The organism is Mycobacterium sp. IDUB_19, assembly GCF_055419445.1.
Genome location: NZ_JBVAXR010000002.1, coordinates 156,505 through 171,764 on the forward strand (window position 1 = coordinate 156,505; position 15,260 = coordinate 171,764).

The following is a 15,260-nucleotide window of genomic DNA, read 5'->3' on the forward strand; positions in this document are numbered from 1 at the left end:
TCAGTACGCGGTCTCGAGATACAAAGTGGCCCAGACAATTTCGGCTAACGTCGTGGCCAGCTCGGCATCGTAGGAATCCGGCGCGCCCGGAAGATTCTGCTGGCAGGCTCGCTCGGCCATCCAGGTCAGTGCGCTGGCCGTGCTGGCTGCGGGTAACCCCGGGCGGATCGAACCGTCGGCCTGGCCGGCCTCGATGACCCGGGTCAGGCGCCCGGTGATCGCGGTCAACAGATTGCGGTAAGTCGCGCCCACCACCGCGTCGTAGGCGGCCATTTCGTTGAGCGCGACAAGCACCGGCTGATGGCGGCGATAGCTGGCAACGAGGCTCGTCATCGCCGCGCGGACGTCGGCGGGATCGTGCCGCCCCGCCACGCTCCACCAGCGATTCGCGCTCTCGGCCAGATCGGCGAATACCTGGCCGGCGAGCCGGCGCAGCAGGTGACCCTTGTCCTCGAAGTAGATGTAGAAGCTCGCCCGCGAGATACCGGCCTCCGTCGACAGCCGGTCCACGCTGAGTTCGGTGAAACTGGCCCCGCCGCGCATCAGCCGCTCGGTGGCGTCGAGCAGCCGGCGCTCCATCTCCTCACGCCGCTGCTGGCGCGTGTGCTCGCGCTTGGGCTGCGGCTTGCGGGTGACGGACGGCATTTGCCGAGCATAACCGACCATTCAACATGTTGACTAGACATGCTGTCTAGGCATACTGTTCGACACAGTTCATGACCGGCGGCCACGTGACGGAGGACCAACGATGGCAGTGCTGACCGGGCGGTCTGGCCGCCCCCGCACCTACGACGCGATTGATCTGTCCTCGCGTGCGTTCTGGTCGACGACGGCCGCCGACCGGGAGCGCTCGTTTGCGCAGCTGCGGGCCGAGCGGCCGGTCAGCTGGCATCCTCCGGTCGAGGATTCCCTGATGCCGGACCCCGACGATCCCGGCTATTGGGCGGTCACCCGGCGCGCGGACATCGTCACGGTCAGTCGCGACAGCGAGGTGTTCCTGTCCGGTAAGGGGGTGATGTTCGAGAGCATTCCGGTCGAGCTGCTCGAGGCATCGCAATCCTTCCTGGCGATGGACCCCCCACGGCACACCAAGTTGCGCAAGCTCGCCCATGCCGCATTCACGCCGCGGCAGGTGCGCCGCATCGAGGAATCGATCCAGGCGAATGCCAAGGCCATCGTCGAAGAGCTTCGCGAAGCCGGTAGCGGCGCGGATTTCGTCGATCACTGCGCCAAGGAGCTTCCCATCCGCACGCTTTCGGACATGGTGGGGATTCCGGATTCCGAGCGTGAGCGCATGGCGCACGCCACCGACGCGATGGTGTCGTGGGCCGATCCCGACTCCCTGCAAGGGCGCCCCGCACTGGAAGTCATCTTCGAACAGCAGATGTACCTTCACCAGGTCGTCGGCACTCTCGCCGCAGAGCGCCGTGAGAACCCGGGCGAAGACCTGATCAGCAGCCTGGTGCACGCGGAGGTGGATGGCGACCGGCTGACCGACGCCGAGGTGGCCGCCTTCTTCGTGTTGCTGTCGGTGGCGGCCAATGACACCACCCGGCAGACCATCAGCCACACCATGAAAGCGCTCACCGACTTCCCGGACCAAAGGGCTTGGCTGCTAGCAGATTACGAGAACCGGATCGGTGTCGCGGTCGAGGAGTTCATTCGTTGGGCGACACCGGTAATGACCTTCCGTCGCACGGCGGCAACCGATTTCGAACTTGGGGGCCAGAACATCGCCGCGGGGGAGAAGGTGGTGATGTTCTATCCGTCCGCCAATTGGGATACCGAGGCGTTCGATCATCCGGAGCGATTCGACCTGAGCCGCAGCCCCAATCCTCATGTCGGGTTCGGCGGGGGCGGACTGCATTTCTGCCTCGGCGCCCACGTCGCACGCGCGCAACTGCGCGCGATTTTCGGTGAGCTGTTGGGTCAGCTGCCCGAGATTCAGGCAAGCGATGCGACGTACGTGGCGGGCAACTTCGTGCACGCGGTGCGCAGCCTGCCCTGCACGTTTTAGCGCAACGGCAGCGGCGCCAGCTCATCGGAAAGCAGCGCCAGCAATTCGGAGCACCACCCGTCGAGCTTGACGGTAGCCAGGTCATCGCCACGGGTGGGGCCGCGGTTGACGATGGCGACCGGGATGCCGCGTGCGGCGGCGTGCCGCACGAACCGGTAGCCGGAGAATACGGTCAGCGACGAGCCCGCGACCAGCAGCGCCTCGGCCTGATCGACCAGTGAAAAAGCTTGCGCCACAGTTTCTTTAGGCACACTTTCGCCAAAGTAGACGATATCCGGCTTAAGCATGCCGGAGCAGCGCGGGCAGTCGAGATACTGGAACGACGTGGTATCGGCGACGACGGCATCGGCATCGGGAGCCACCGCCAGCCCACCGATCGCCTCGGCGTGCTCGATGAATCCGGGGTTGAGTGCCTCGAGTTCCTCGGCGAGTGCGGCCCGGCTCATGATGTGGCCGCAGCCCAGGCAGATCACCTGCGCGTAGGTGCCGTGCAGATTGATCACGTTCTGGCTGCCGGCCTTGGTGTGCAGCAGGTCGACGTTCTGGGTGATCACGCCCGTCACCACCGCGGCGTGCTCCAGTGCCGCGAGCGCCCGATGTCCGGCGTTCGGCTGAGTCTCGTCCATATGGCGCCAACCGACATGGTTGCGCGCCCAATACCGTTGCCGGAATGCGGCATCCGAGGTGAACTGGCGGATGGTCATCGGGTTGCTCGGCGGCGAATCAGGACCCCGGTAGTCGGGAATGCCCGAGTCGGTGGAAATGCCCGCGCCGGTCAGTACCGCGATCCGGCGTCCGGCCAACAGCGCGACAAGTTCCGGAGATTCGGGGCGCCCTGTCACGTATTCGAGAGTACGGACTAACAAGTCAGTCCGTGTTGAGTGTTGCCGCCGACCCCCGTCGCAGTCGAGGCGCTTTACGGTCACCGACCGGGCCCGGTCAACCATAAATTAGTGTCGAGCACTATGAAAGCGACTCGATCTAGTGCCACCGCGGAGCAGATGGCGCTGTCACGAGCGATCGAGACCTGCAAACCTGCTGCCGAGCGGATCTGCTCCGATCCGTTGGCGGAACGATTTCTCGGCGCGAAATACCGAATGCTGCTATGGGGTCGGCCTTTTCGGGATGCGGTGGAGGGACTGATCGAACGGCGCTACGCCGGACATCATTACTACGTCATCGCTCGTACTCGTTATTTCGACGATTTCTTGCAGCAACAGCTGGCGGGCGGGGCTGAGCAGCTGGTGATACTGGGCGCCGGGTTCGATTCGCGGCCCTACCGGTTTGCCGATCGGCTGGGTGGTGTGCAGGTGTTCGAGGTGGATCATCCTGCGACGTCCACGGTCAAGCAGGCCAAGGTTGTTGCTAGCTTCGGCGAGATCCCGGCCAACGTGGCCTACGTTGCGGTGGATTTCACGGTGGACAAGCTTGCCGACAAGCTGCTGGGGTGTGGCTACCGCACGACGCGCCCGACGGTGTTTCTGTGGGAAGGTGTGACGCCCTACCTCGATCTGGCGGCGGTGGATGAGATTCTGGGCTTTGTGATGGCCAGTGCCGCGCCGGGCAGCGCGATCGTGTTCGATTACATCCTGCGCTCGGTGGTGGAGGGCACGTGCACGCTGCGTGGGGCGGCGAACGAGTTCGCCAAAATGAGCCGCACCAGCGAGCCGCTGACTTTCGGGATCGACGAGGGCCAAGCGCCCGAATTCCTTACCTCGCGGGGCTTCCAGAACGTGGTCGACGTGGGAGCACAAGAGCTGATGAGCCGCTACTTCGAACCGCACGGCAAACACCGCTACATCAAACCGTGGTGGAGGATGGTCTGCGGGGAAGTTGGCGACGCCGCCGTCGGCGGCCGCAGCGAAGCGACGCACGGTGGCGCGTCCTAGCCGCTTGCGGATACCGGCACTGTGTCAGAGACGCTCGGGTGGTCAGCCCGACCCACCGTCCGTCACGGTGCGACATTTCAGGGGATCAGGATGTAGCTCATCCCCGGGGCTTGTGCGACGGTGCGCGTGTCGAATTCGTGGAAACCTGTGGTGCGGTATCCGTTGGACGCAGTGGCCCCGTAACCGGTGTTCATTTCGGTGATCGTGATGCTGTTGCCATTGACGGCATCGACCCAGGCGACGTGTCCGACACCGCCGACGAGCGAGCTGCTGAAGACGGCGATCGAGTGGGGCTGCGCTTCGCTCACCACTGTCCAGCCTGCCGCTTCGGCCTGGTTGGCCCAGGTCTCGGCATTGCCGGTGAGCGCCTTGATGTAGTAGCCGGTATGGACGTGTATCTGTTCTTGGGCCCCCCAAGTGCAGTAGCCCTCGTAGTCGCTGAGCGGGTTGTGGTCGATCGTGCGGCCTATGGTCGCTGCCGGATCCCCGTTGGCTGGTGCGGTAGCCATCGAAGGTCCCAGTGAGAGTGCGCTGCCCACGGCGACTGCAGCCACAACCCCCTTGGTCTTCATACGCTTCCCCTCGCTGAAGTCCCTTGTCGCAGCGGTATGCCAACCCGTTACCTTCCTGTTATCGCTCGGCGACCAGAATTCGTTTCACAACGTCGGTTTCTGGTGCCACTTCAGCGCCGGCGAGGTCAGCGCGCAGTTCGTTCATTCCGATGCCAAGTTTTAGGCGCTCGTATCCGATTCGCTGATTGCGATCCCATTCGACGGTCGGGAACCATGAAGGCATGTCCCTGGTCCGTGTAGGTCTGGCTGAGGGGTTCTACTTTGGCGAGGATGCGGTGTTGTTGGCCTTGGACACCGAAGGGATGAATATCTTCCTCGCGCGCTGATGCAAGCGGAGCAAGAGGGGGTGTCTCACTGAGACGTCGAGACAACGATTCAACAGCTCCTCATCGAGCGCAGGGCATCAAACATCGAGTTCCACAATAAGGCCGCTTGGTGGTGTGGCACCTTGACGGCGCAAAAGCGCACGAAATTATTGAGTCGTTGACGGAGATGAGTAAGCGTCCTGGTCGGGGTCACCATTACGTCGATCTATCCACCCCTGCGAGGACGCTGGTGATTTCGCTCGACGAGTACGTCTAGCGAGTTCTTCGTCGCCGAGCAGCCGGTGCTATTAGCCTTACCGGTCAGCTTGCTCGGGAATTAGCAAATTTCCTCCGACGCCATAGCGACCGACCTTCCATTGGATGGAGCGCATTAACGGAGCTGCTTCGTCATCGTGGAAGTTGGATCTGAAATCTAGGCCGGAGCCAACCAAGTTGCTCGCCCACGAAACTTCGGTGAGAAAGACCGCGCGGGCCCAGTCAAGCTTGGACAGCGGTTCCTTCCGCCCGATGGCTCTCCTGAGCCGGTCGAGAAGGGCATCGAAGCTGGCACGGTCTGGCAGCCCTAGAGCTCGGGTCATCACCGGTTTGTAATGAATCGACCCGCCGTATTCGTTGAGCCCGTGGGAAAGGAGGTCGCGCTCATCGTCGGTTAGCTCGATGTCGGTGAGCTCCGTCGCGGTCATAATCTCAGCCTAACTGGGTGTTCGGAGATCAATGGTGATCGTCCTCCCAGGGATCTTCGCCGGCGTCGCCGAGGACGTGCGGTCCGTGCCAGTGCGGGGGTGGCGCCAAGGTGGGGCCAAAGGGTGCTCCGGGTCCACCGGCAACCGTCGGTCCTTCCTTGATCGACGGTGCTTGTGGCCTGGGTGCGGGTTGCACCTCAACTGGGGATCGTGGTGCGGAGGGGGCGGATTCGGCTGGCGCAGTCCGTGGGGGCTCGACGGCTTTCGGAAGTGGACCATCAGAAAGTTGTCCGGGCGGAATGGATGGTTCGCGGGCGACAATCTTTGGATGGTTAGCCTCGTCGCCCAACACGTACCCGATACCGTTGTCTGGCTTAAACACTGTTCCGCAGTCGAGGCCGCCCGGATCACGGATCACAATCACATTGTTTTTCGGGTCGTACAGCACCGGCGCACCGTCTCTAGCCCTGCCAACGATCAGGTCCTTCGGATCACGGGTGAACATGTCATGTATCAGGTCGGCAAGTTGGTCCTTAGTCATCCCGGGGAACTGGCCCAAGTGTCCGTCGGGCGCACTGGCGTGCCCGTAGGCGATTTTCTGTGCCGCCCGCATTAACGGGTCGCTGCTCCAACCGCCCGGCGGCGGGTTGGGTTCCGGATTCGGAGCGTCTTTGAACGTGTGCTGATCAACGGCTTGAATTTTCGGCTTGTTGTCGCGGGGCGCGGATGGCGGTTCGGGGAAGGTCACCGCGCGAAGCGGTGCGGTGGTGGCGCTGATTTTGGCGGCGATCTCTTGATCGTGGGCGGCTAGCTGGACAGCGCGTTCCTGGATCCTCGCGGCGTACACCTGCGCTTGCGCTTGAGCAACCGCACCACCCCGCGACGGCGATACCGACAGTTCTTCGCCCACCACATAACCGGCGGAGCTCGCGTCCCTGACCGCATCCAGCACGCTCTGCTTGGCGGAATAGAGGGTCTCGGCGCCCCGGCGCGCTATCGCTGCGGATTCGTGCAGGACATCAGCCAATCCCCGTACTTTCACGAGATCGGCGAAGGCGCGTTCCTGTGCCGCCTCGGCCGCAATGCCTTCCCAGACCGTCCCGCCCGGGGACACCGAAGCCCGATGAATCGAGGTAAACGATGTTTCCCAATGCTGGGCAGTAGCGGCCCAGTCCCTGGCTGCGTTTTCCAGGTGCGTGACGTCCCACGCTTGAATCTCCGACAAGCTGGGCGCACCGACGCCCACGACCCCGGCCACTGGTCACACCTGGGCGATCGAGGCACCGAGAGCGGCGACGCTCTGAGCGCCGGCGGCGTCGCGGGCGGCAAAGCCGGCGCCCGCTGCGGCGGCTTTGACTGCACTTGTCTGCGCTCGCCCTGCCAGGGTCGTGATCACCCCGTCGATGGCCACATACGCGGCGCCAACGGCGCCAGAGGTCGCCTGGGTTGGTAGGCCCGCACTGGGTAGCGGAGTCGCTGCTACCAAACCTGCGGACACACCGTCGCAATGCGCTGCCAGTACCTGCAGCCCCTCATTGCTGACTCGCAGCACGTCCGCCACCTCGCCTAGTTTAAAGCTCACGCGGCAATAAGCTAGTCGGTCAGCGGCGCCGCTACGCTTTGCCATCAGATGCCTTTACGCGGCGTTAGTTGCACGAAACGTGCCTTTGACGAATACCGCTGGGGCAACGACAGATTCGTGCGCGGGCGATCCTCACCCGAGGCAGTCCGCCGCCGTCGTCAGCTCGGCAGACATGTTCTGCTCCATCATCTTCAGCGCCGCCGCACCGAGCTCTCCGTCGATGCCAGCGACGGCATCCGTCGGAACCACGACCTGCAGATGGCGCACGTAGGCGTCGAGCGCGGTGTAGAGGATGCACTGTTCGGTGACCTGGCCGGTCAGGATCAACCGGTGGGTGCCGAGACGATTGAGTAGGTACTCCAGCGACGTCGAATAGAACGCGCTGTGGCGGACCTTCGTCAGCAGCCGACTGCCCTGGGCCGGCACGATCGGCTCCACCAGATCGGGACGTGCGCCGTTGCATGCGGATTCCACGAGGTCGGTGAACTGGGCAGTGAAATCCCCGTAGTTGTCGTTGACATAAATCAGGTCTACGTCGTCGGATTCACGCGCGCGGCTGACCAAATCAGCCAGCGGATCGATGATTTTGCCGACATTGGGTACCAGTACTTCGGCGTCGGCATGCCGATAGCTGTTCATCATGTCGACCACCAGCACAGCGATTTCGCTCATGCTGGAGTGATACCCGGCGAATACTTGTTGACACTGGTTGCGCGACAATGGAAGGGCGATGGACTTTTACAACAGCTACAGCCACGGTTTCGTCCGGGTCGCCGCGTGTACGCACCACACCACGCTCGGCGATCCGGCGGCCAATGCTGCCTCGGTGTTGCGGTTGGCCGGCGAGTGCCACGACGAGGGTGTCGCGCTGGCCGTCTTCCCCGAGTTGACGCTGTCCGGTTACTCGATCGAGGACATCGTCCTGCAGGACCTCCTGCTCGACGACGTCGAAGCCGCCCTGGCCGACGTCGTCGAGAATTCGGCCGATCTGCTGCCTGTCCTCGTCGTGGGCGCGCCGCTGCGTTACCGGCAGCGCATCTACAACGCCGCGGTGGTCATCCACCGCGGGGTGGTGCTGGGGGTGGCGCCCAAGTCGTACCTGCCCACCTATCGCGAGTTCTACGAGCGCCGCCAAATCGCCGCCGGTGACGACGAGCACGGCACCATCCGCATCGGCGACATCGAGGCGCCCTTCGGACCCGATCTGCTGTTCGGGGCGTCCGACTTTCCCGATTTCGTGCTGCACGTCGAAATCTGCGAGGACATGTTCGTGCCGATCCCGCCCAGTGCCCAAGCGGCGCTGGCCGGTGCGACGGTGCTGGCGAACATGTCCGGCAGCCCGATCACGATCGGGCGGGCCGAAGACCGCGCGCTGCTGGCCCGTTCGGCATCGTCGCGATGCCTGGCCGCCTACGTCTATGCCGCCGCGGGGGAGGGCGAATCGACGACAGACCTGGCCTGGGACGGGCAGACCATGATCTTCGAAAACGGGGTACTGCTGGCCGAATCCGAGCGCTTCCCGAAGGGTGAGCGTCGTTCGGTGGCCGACGTCGACACCGGGCTGTTGCGCTCGGAGCGGCTGCGGATGGGCACTTTCGACGACAACCGGCGCCATCACCGGCCGTTGACGGAGTCGTTCCGGCGCATCGAGTTTCGACTCGACCCGCCAGCCGGCGACATCGGACTACGGCGAACGATCGAGCGTTTCCCGTTCGTCCCCGCCGATCCGCAACGGCTGCAACAGGATTGCTACGAGGCCTACAACATCCAGGTGTCCGGGCTCGAACAGCGGCTGCGCTCGCTGAACTTCCCGAAGGTCGTCATCGGGGTGTCCGGCGGGCTGGACTCGACGCACGCGCTGATCGTCGCCGCGCACGCCATGGACCGCGAAAACCGGCCGCGCAGCGACATTCTGGCGTTCACGCTACCGGGCTTCGCGACGGGCGAGCGCACCAAACGCAATGCGATCGAGCTGTGCCGCGCGCTGGGTGTGACCTTCGCCGAGATCGACATCCGGGACACCGCGAAGCTGATGCTCAAGGAGATGGATCATCCGTTCGCCCAGGGCGAGAAGGTCTATGACGTCACGTTCGAGAACGTCCAGGCCGGTCTGCGCACGGACTATCTGTTTCGGCTGGCCAATCAGCGTGGTGGGATCGTGTTGGGTACCGGCGATCTCTCCGAGTTGGGCTTGGGCTGGTCGACATACGGTGTCGGCGACCAGATGTCGCACTACAACGTCAACGGCGGGGTGCCCAAGACGCTGATTCAGCATCTGATCCGCTGGGTCATCGCGTCGGGGCAGTTCGAGTCGGACGTCGACGCGGTCTTGCAGTCGGTGCTCGACACCGAGATCACTCCCGAACTCGTCCCGACTGGCGAGGAAGAAGAGCTGCAGAGCAGTGAGGCGAAGGTCGGGCCGTTTGCCCTGCAAGACTTTTCGTTGTTCTATGTGCTGCGCTATGGATTCCGGCCGTCGAAGATCGCGTTTTTGGCGTGGCACGCCTGGAGCGATCCCGAGCGGGGGAGCTGGCCGGCCGGATTCCCCGAAGACAAGCGGCCGTCGTACCCGCTCAAGGAGATCCGGCACTGGCTGCAGACCTTCGTGCAGCGGTTCTACTCGTTCAGTCAGTTCAAACGCTCGGCATTGCCCAACGGCCCCAAGGTTTCCCACGGCGGTGCGCTGTCGCCACGCGGAGACTGGCGCGCACCGTCGGACATGTCCGCGCGCATTTGGCTCGACGAGATCGACCGCGAGGTGCCCGAAGACTAGCGCCGCTCGAAGCCCGCCCGGCATTGCCGAGCGGGCCCCAGCGGCAACGGGCTATGTCCTCGCCCGGCGCCAGCCCTGGTATTGCAGCTCGGCGAAGAACAGTGTGTAGATGCCGGATCCCAAGGTGATAATCACGCCGGTGGCGGTCAACGGGAAGACATCCGCGAGCACCAGAACGACGGCAGCCACCGTGTAGATCAGATTGCCGAGCACGACGGCCATGCCGGCGCGGCGCACCGACGGAAGTGCGGCCAGGCCGAACACGAGCACGCCGTAACTGATCAAGAACGTGGCCATGCCGTACTCGAACGCCTTCGTGGTGCCGGATGTCGTGGCCAGCCAGCCGGCCAGCGGCGCGCCGGCCAGGCCGACCAGGCCGCTGATGGCGGCGTCGGCGCGCATCGCGAAGCGAAGCAAACCGTCGCGAGTGCCTTTGCGGTCAAGAGTGGTGGCGGACATGACGTTCCTTTCTGGTTGGGTGGTTCCGATGCGACTGACGTTGCTCGGAAACCACTGCCAGATCGACGCCAGACGCTGCCAACCACTGCCAACCGCAGGCCAGCGGGTGCGGGAGATGTCCCCGCTTGCCGTGAGCTGGGGGCGGGCGCCGGCTGCGAGCCTAACGCCACGGCGAAAAATGGGCCCCAAATTCGCAGTGGCGTTAGGCTCGCGAACTGCCTCGGGCCAGTGCATGCCGAGCACCAGGGCAATGACGGCGGTGTTCATCACGTCGGCCCGGGCAGCGCCGCGTCGATGGCTTCGGCATCCGGCGCGCAGTCTCCGGCTCCGGGTACCAGCGTCGCTAGTGCCCCCGCGGTGCAGGCCCGCTGCAGCGCCGCCAGCCGCTCGGCGCGCGAACCCGGGTCGCGGGGCCAGTTCGCCGCCAGGACTCCGGCGAAGACGTCGCCGGCGCCGGTGGTGTCCACCGCGTTGACCGCCGGCGCGGGCACCCAGAACTCGTCGTCGGAACTGGCGCAACGGGCGCCGCGGGCACTCAATGTAGTCACCAAATAGCTTGGCCGCCAGGGCCATTCCTCAGCTTCGGCTTCGTTGGCGATGACCACGTCGGCGAGCTCCGCCAGTTCAGTCAGCGCGCTTGGCTCCTGGCCGCCCGGTGACGCGTTGACGATGACGACTGCCCCGCCCGTTTTTGCCTCGCGTGCCGCGGCCACCGCGGTAGCGATCGGAATCTCCAACTGGGTCAACAACACATCGCAGTCGGCGACGACCGCCCGCGTGGCCGCGGTGGTCAGGGTCAGCTGCCCGTTGGCGCCCGGCGCCACCACGATCGTGTTCTCCGCACCGGCGTCGACCACGACGATCGCGGTACCACTGGGGCCGGGTACTGCAACGGTCGCGTCCAGCCCAACGCCATTGGCCAACAGATGCGCCCGCAACGATTCGGCCGCGGCGTCGTCGCCGACCGCGCCGACGAATTGCACACGCGCCCCGGCGCGTGCCGCGGCCACGGCCTGGTTGCCACCCTTGCCGCCGGGCGCGTAACTCAATGACGACGCGAGCACCGTCTCGCCCGGGCGTGGCAGGGCCTCGACGTCGCACGTGATGTCCATGTTGACGCTGCCCACCACGCATACCCGTGCCATCTCGCCGACGTTAGTCGCGTCTGCCCTGCATTTTGGCCTGAGTCGAACGGCGCAAACGCCAATATCGCGCTGTCCGCGCGCTAGTCTGCAGCGTTAGCGATGCTTGGATCGCGGAAAGTGGGCTGCGTTGACATCGAGCGAGCGAACGGACGCCAAACCGGCCTCCAAAACCGCCCCAGAATCCGCCGCAGAATCCGACCCGGCTCCGGAGGCGTCGGCGCAACAGGGCGAGATTCCGAAGACTCCGAAGTCGCGCCGTCGACGCTTTATTCGGGTTGGGATCCAGTCCAAGCTGTTGATGACGCTGTTGATCTGCAGCATCTTGTCGGTGTCGGTGGTTGGCCTGATCGGGGCCGTGTCGGGGCGCAACGCGCTGCGGCAGGTCGAGGCCGACCGGCTGACCGAATTGCGCGAGTCGCAGAAGCGGGAGTTGGAGGCGCTTTTCAGGCAAATGACGAATTCGCTGATCGTCTACAGCGGCGGGTTCAGCATTGTTCAGGCATTGGAGTCGTTCACCGCGGGCTTTAACCAATTGGCCAACTCGACGATCAGTCCCGCCCAGCAGCAGGCGCTGGTGAATTACTACGACACCGACATGATCAAACCGATCAAGCGGATCACCGGCGAGAGCATCGATCTCAACGCGGTGCTGCCGAGTTCCAACTCGCAGAAATACGTTCAGGCGTATTACACCGCACCCCCGAGGCCGAGTGCGGGCGCGTTGCCCGTAGAGGATGCCGGTGATGGCAGCGCCTGGTCGGCGGCGAATGCCCGCTTCGACTTCTACATGCGCGGCATCGTCACCCGCTTCGATTACCGCGACGTGCTGTTGCTCGATACGCAGGGCAATGTCGTGTATTCCGTGAACAAGGGCCCCGACCTCGGCACAAATATTCTCACTGGTCCATACAGTGGATCCAAGCTGCGCGATGCATACCAGAAAGCCTTGCGTTCCAACGACGTCGACTTCGTCTGGATCACCGACTTCCAGTCGTATCAGCCGGCATTGGCTGCCCCCACGGGATGGGTGGTGTCGCCGGTCGGTCTCAACGGAAAAGTTGACGGCGTGATGGCGTGGCCCCTGCCGACCCCGAAGATCAACAGGATCATGACCGCCGACAAGCAGTGGCAAAGCGCCGGCATGGGCTCGGCGACCGAGTCGTATTTGGCGGGCCCCGACGATTTGATGCGTTCCGATTCACGCTTGTTCCTGGAAGACCCGGAGGAGTATCGGCGCGAGGCCGTGGCTGCCGGAACTCCGCCCGACGTCGTGAACAGGGCGCTCGAGTTGGGTACCACGATCCTGGTCCAGCCGGTTCCGGGCGCGGGGCTGCGCGCCGCCCAACGCGGACAGACCGGCACCGTCACCGACACCGACTACACGGGTAACAAGGAGATGCAAGCCTTTACCCCGTTGAACGTGCGGAATTCCGATCTGCATTGGTCGCTCCTGGTGACACGTGACGACTCCGCTGCCTATGCCCGGCTGGGCCGGTTCAGTAAAACGCTCGTCGTTGGCGTCTCGGCGATGATTTTCGCCGTGTGCGTCGCCGCGATGCTGCTCGCCCAGGTCATGTTGCGGCCGGTCCGGCGGTTGCAAACCGGAACGCAAAAGATCAGTTCTGGCGACTACGAAGTCAGCATCCCGGTGACGTCGCGCGACGAAATCGGTGATCTCACTGCGGCTTTCAACGAAATGAGCCGAAATCTGGCGATCAAGGACGAGTTGCTCGCCGAGCAGCGCAAGGAAAACGACCGCCTGTTGTTAGCGCTCATGCCCGAGTCGGTTGCGCAACGATACCGGGAGGGTCAGGAGACCATCTCGCAAAAACATCAGGATGTCACCATCATCTTCGCCGACATCGTTGGGCTCGATGAGATCTCCACCGAACTGTCCGGCGACGAACTCATCGAGATCGTCGACGATCTGTTCCGACAATTCGATGCGGCGGCCGAAGCCCTTGGCGTCGAGCGGATTCGTACCTTCCACAATGGCTATCTCGCCAGCTGCGGGGTAGTCACTCCGCGACTGGACAGCATTCACCGAAGCGTTGAATTCGCCCTCGAAATGCGCCAGATCATCGATCGGTTTAACGGCCGATCCGGACACGAGCTACGGCTTCGAGTCGGCATCAACACCGGCAACGTCGTCAGTGGGCTGGTGGGCCGATCGAGTCTTGTGTACGACATGTGGGGCGCCGCGGTAAGTCTGGCCTACCAAATGCACAGTGGTGCACCGCAGCCCGGCGTTTATGTCACCTCGCAGGTTTACGAAGCGCTGCAGGACGTGCGGCAATTCACGCCGGCTGGCACGATTTCGGTCAGTGGAACTGATCAGGCGATCTATCGGCTTTCGGAGCGATGATGAACACGTTCCACTCCTCTTGGTTCTACTGGGCTGTTGGCGTTGCGCTGGGATTTCCGGTCGGGGTAATCCTGCTCACCGAGCTGCACCACGTTCTCATTCGCAGACATAACCGGCTGGCCCGCCAAGTTGGGCTGTTACGCAATTACCTGCTACCGCTGGGTGCGCTATTGCTGTTGCTGGTCAAGACCGCCCAGGTATCCGCCGCAGGCGGCGTGGTGCGAATCCTGAGCACGGTGTTTGGCGTGTTGGTGTTGGTGGTGATGCTGTCTGGCCTCAACGCCACGGTGTTCGAAGGCGCCCCCGAAGACAGCTGGCGCAAACGATTACCCACGATCTTCCTTGATGTTGCCCGCTTCGCCCTGATCGGCGTCGGGGTGACACTGATCCTTTCTTTCATCTGGGGTGTCCGGGTCGGCGGCCTGTTCACCGCGTTGGGCGTGGGGTCGGTCGTCATCGGTTTGATGCTGCAGAACTCCGTCGGCCAGGTCGTGTCGGGCCTGTTCATGTTGTTCGAGCAGCCTTTCCGTATCAACGATTGGCTCGACACGTCCAATGAGCGCGGACGGGTCGTCGAGGTGAACTGGCGCGCCGTGCACATCCAGACCGGCACCGGAACGCGGATCACCCCGAACTCGGTGTTGGCCAGCACCTCGTTCACGAATCTGAGCCGTCCGCCGGGCACGCACAAATTGACGATGAAGACCACGTTTTCGACCGCCGATCCGCCCGATCAGGTGTGCGCGATGCTGTCGCGTGTCGCCAGCTCGCTGCCGCACCTCAAGGCCGGCAGCGTGCCGCGCTCGGTCCCCACCGGGGGCGGCGAGTACTCGACGAGCATTGGGTTGCACTCACCGGCCGACGACGGCGCTGCGCGATCAACGTTTCTGCGCTGGATCTGGTACGCCTCGCGGCGGGCGGAGCTGCACCTCGATGACGCCGATGACGACTACTCGACGCGGGAGCGGGTGCAGCACGCGTTGCGCACCGTGGTGGCGCCGGTGATGCGGCTCAGCATCGCCGATCAGCAGTCGCTGAACTCAAGTGCGCGGATCGTCCGCTATGGAGCGGACGAAATCGTGGAATACGCCGGTCAGGTGCCCGCGGGGATGACATTCATCGTTGCGGGGCGGGTGCGCATGATGGCCACGACCGAGGACGGATCGGTGGTGCCGATCAGCACGTTGGAGGAGGGCTCATTCTTGGGGCTGACCGCGCTGACCCGTCAACCCAACCTGGCGAGCGCCTATGCACTGGAAGAGGTCACCGCGTTGGAGATCGATCGCGAACACCTCGAGGGTCTGGTGATGCGTGAACCGTTGCTGCTGCAGGACTTTGGCAACATTCTGGAAGAGCGGCAAAGCAAAGTGCGAATGGCGGAACGCGGTGAGCGGGTAGGTTGACCCAGACCGTGGCACGGCCCGCCTTACCTGGCCGGCTAAGGACCGA

At 63.9% G+C, this 15,260-nt stretch carries 14 protein-coding genes; 5 read left to right on the forward strand and 9 right to left on the reverse strand.

The genetic code is table 11. The features are described from left to right. Positions 1–645 carry a TetR/AcrR family transcriptional regulator gene (locus ACZY0B_RS03190; RefSeq protein ID WP_463762530.1) on the reverse strand — a complete coding sequence of 215 codons (645 nt, stop codon included), beginning with the start codon at positions 643–645 and terminating at the stop codon, positions 1–3. Between the two features lie 103 nt (positions 646–748). Between ACZY0B_RS03190 and ACZY0B_RS03195 the strand changes: the two genes are divergently transcribed. Then, on the forward strand, positions 749–2,017 hold the full coding sequence (locus ACZY0B_RS03195; RefSeq protein ID WP_463762531.1) for a cytochrome P450: 1,269 nt from the start codon (positions 749–751) through the stop codon (positions 2,015–2,017). On the opposite strand, the gene ACZY0B_RS03200 is transcribed toward ACZY0B_RS03195, so the two are convergent. Continuing rightward, entirely contained in the window at positions 2,014–2,859 is an 846-nt protein-coding gene (locus tag ACZY0B_RS03200) for an NAD-dependent protein deacetylase (RefSeq protein WP_463762532.1), read from the reverse strand. The two genes, ACZY0B_RS03195 and ACZY0B_RS03200, sit on opposite strands and share 4 nt — an antisense overlap. A 123-nt stretch (positions 2,860–2,982) precedes the next feature. On the opposite strand from ACZY0B_RS03200, the gene ACZY0B_RS03205 reads away from it, so the two are divergent. After that, the gene (locus tag ACZY0B_RS03205) at positions 2,983–3,906 is read left to right on the forward strand and encodes an SAM-dependent methyltransferase (protein ID WP_463762533.1); all 924 of its coding nucleotides are present in this window, start codon (positions 2,983–2,985) and stop codon (positions 3,904–3,906) included. A 77-nt stretch (positions 3,907–3,983) separates the two neighbouring features. On the opposite strand, the gene ACZY0B_RS03210 is transcribed toward ACZY0B_RS03205, so the two are convergent. The 5 genes from ACZY0B_RS03210 to ACZY0B_RS03230 form a co-directional block, all read right to left on the reverse strand. Further along, positions 3,984–4,415 (reverse strand): CHAP domain-containing protein, encoded by a 432-nt coding sequence (locus ACZY0B_RS03210; protein WP_463762534.1) that lies wholly within the window; start codon positions 4,413–4,415, stop codon positions 3,984–3,986. A 682-nt stretch (positions 4,416–5,097) separates the two neighbouring features. Further along, a complete protein-coding gene (locus ACZY0B_RS03215; RefSeq protein WP_463762535.1) occupies positions 5,098–5,487 on the reverse strand; it encodes a hypothetical protein in 390 nt (129 codons plus the stop codon). A gap of 28 nt (positions 5,488–5,515) precedes the next feature. Then, positions 5,516–6,745, reverse strand: coding sequence for a hypothetical protein (locus ACZY0B_RS03220; protein WP_463762536.1), 1,230 nt, complete (start codon positions 6,743–6,745; stop codon positions 5,516–5,518). Between the two features lie 3 nt (positions 6,746–6,748). Continuing rightward, a complete protein-coding gene (locus ACZY0B_RS03225; RefSeq protein WP_463762537.1) occupies positions 6,749–7,069 on the reverse strand; it encodes a hypothetical protein in 321 nt (106 codons plus the stop codon). Positions 7,070–7,201: 132 nt separating this feature from the next. Then, entirely contained in the window at positions 7,202–7,741 is a 540-nt protein-coding gene (locus ACZY0B_RS03230; RefSeq protein WP_463762538.1) for a cysteine hydrolase family protein, read from the reverse strand. Positions 7,742–7,799: 58 nt separating this feature from the next. On the opposite strand from ACZY0B_RS03230, the gene ACZY0B_RS03235 reads away from it, so the two are divergent. Continuing rightward, positions 7,800–9,842, forward strand: coding sequence for an NAD(+) synthase (locus tag ACZY0B_RS03235; RefSeq protein WP_463762539.1), 2,043 nt, complete (start codon positions 7,800–7,802; stop codon positions 9,840–9,842). Between the two features lie 51 nt (positions 9,843–9,893). Here ACZY0B_RS03235 and ACZY0B_RS03240 read toward each other — a convergent pair whose 3' ends face one another. Together ACZY0B_RS03240 and ACZY0B_RS03245 are read right to left on the reverse strand one after the other, a co-directional pair. Continuing rightward, entirely contained in the window at positions 9,894–10,301 is a 408-nt protein-coding gene (locus ACZY0B_RS03240; protein WP_463762540.1) for a hypothetical protein, read from the reverse strand. A gap of 266 nt (positions 10,302–10,567) precedes the next feature. Next, a complete protein-coding gene (locus tag ACZY0B_RS03245) occupies positions 10,568–11,446 on the reverse strand; it encodes a ribokinase (protein WP_463762541.1) in 879 nt (292 codons plus the stop codon). Between the two features lie 127 nt (positions 11,447–11,573). Here ACZY0B_RS03245 and ACZY0B_RS03250 point away from each other — a divergent pair, with 127 nt between their 5' ends. Together ACZY0B_RS03250 and ACZY0B_RS03255 are read left to right on the forward strand one after the other, a co-directional pair. Beyond that, the gene (locus tag ACZY0B_RS03250) at positions 11,574–13,811 is read left to right on the forward strand and encodes an adenylate/guanylate cyclase domain-containing protein (RefSeq protein WP_463762542.1); all 2,238 of its coding nucleotides are present in this window, start codon (positions 11,574–11,576) and stop codon (positions 13,809–13,811) included. Beyond that, positions 13,811–15,214, forward strand: a complete 1,404-nt coding sequence (locus ACZY0B_RS03255; protein WP_463762543.1) for a mechanosensitive ion channel domain-containing protein — start codon at positions 13,811–13,813, stop codon at positions 15,212–15,214. Before ACZY0B_RS03250 ends, ACZY0B_RS03255 begins: the two co-directional genes overlap by 1 nt. Positions 15,215–15,260: the final 46 nt, after the last annotated feature.

What these genes read in the sequence shown, in the direction of transcription:
- ACZY0B_RS03195 (WP_463762531.1), top strand. Translation starts at nt 749, where the DNA reads ATGGCAGTGCTGACCGGGCGGTCTGGCCGCCCCCGCACCTACGACGCG.
- ACZY0B_RS03235 (WP_463762539.1), top strand. Translation starts at nt 7,800, where the DNA reads ATGGACTTTTACAACAGCTACAGCCACGGTTTCGTCCGGGTCGCCGCG.
- ACZY0B_RS03245 (WP_463762541.1), bottom strand. Translation starts at nt 11,446, where the DNA reads ATGGCACGGGTATGCGTGGTGGGCAGCGTCAACATGGACATCACGTGC.
- ACZY0B_RS03210 (WP_463762534.1), bottom strand. Translation starts at nt 4,415, where the DNA reads ATGGCTACCGCACCAGCCAACGGGGATCCGGCAGCGACCATAGGCCGC.
- ACZY0B_RS03255 (WP_463762543.1), top strand. Translation starts at nt 13,811, where the DNA reads ATGAACACGTTCCACTCCTCTTGGTTCTACTGGGCTGTTGGCGTTGCG.
- ACZY0B_RS03215 (WP_463762535.1), bottom strand. Translation starts at nt 5,487, where the DNA reads ATGACCGCGACGGAGCTCACCGACATCGAGCTAACCGACGATGAGCGC.
- ACZY0B_RS03205 (WP_463762533.1), top strand. Translation starts at nt 2,983, where the DNA reads ATGAAAGCGACTCGATCTAGTGCCACCGCGGAGCAGATGGCGCTGTCA.
- ACZY0B_RS03230 (WP_463762538.1), bottom strand. Translation starts at nt 7,741, where the DNA reads ATGAGCGAAATCGCTGTGCTGGTGGTCGACATGATGAACAGCTATCGG.
- ACZY0B_RS03190 (WP_463762530.1), bottom strand. Translation starts at nt 645, where the DNA reads ATGCCGTCCGTCACCCGCAAGCCGCAGCCCAAGCGCGAGCACACGCGC.
- ACZY0B_RS03240 (WP_463762540.1), bottom strand. Translation starts at nt 10,301, where the DNA reads ATGTCCGCCACCACTCTTGACCGCAAAGGCACTCGCGACGGTTTGCTT.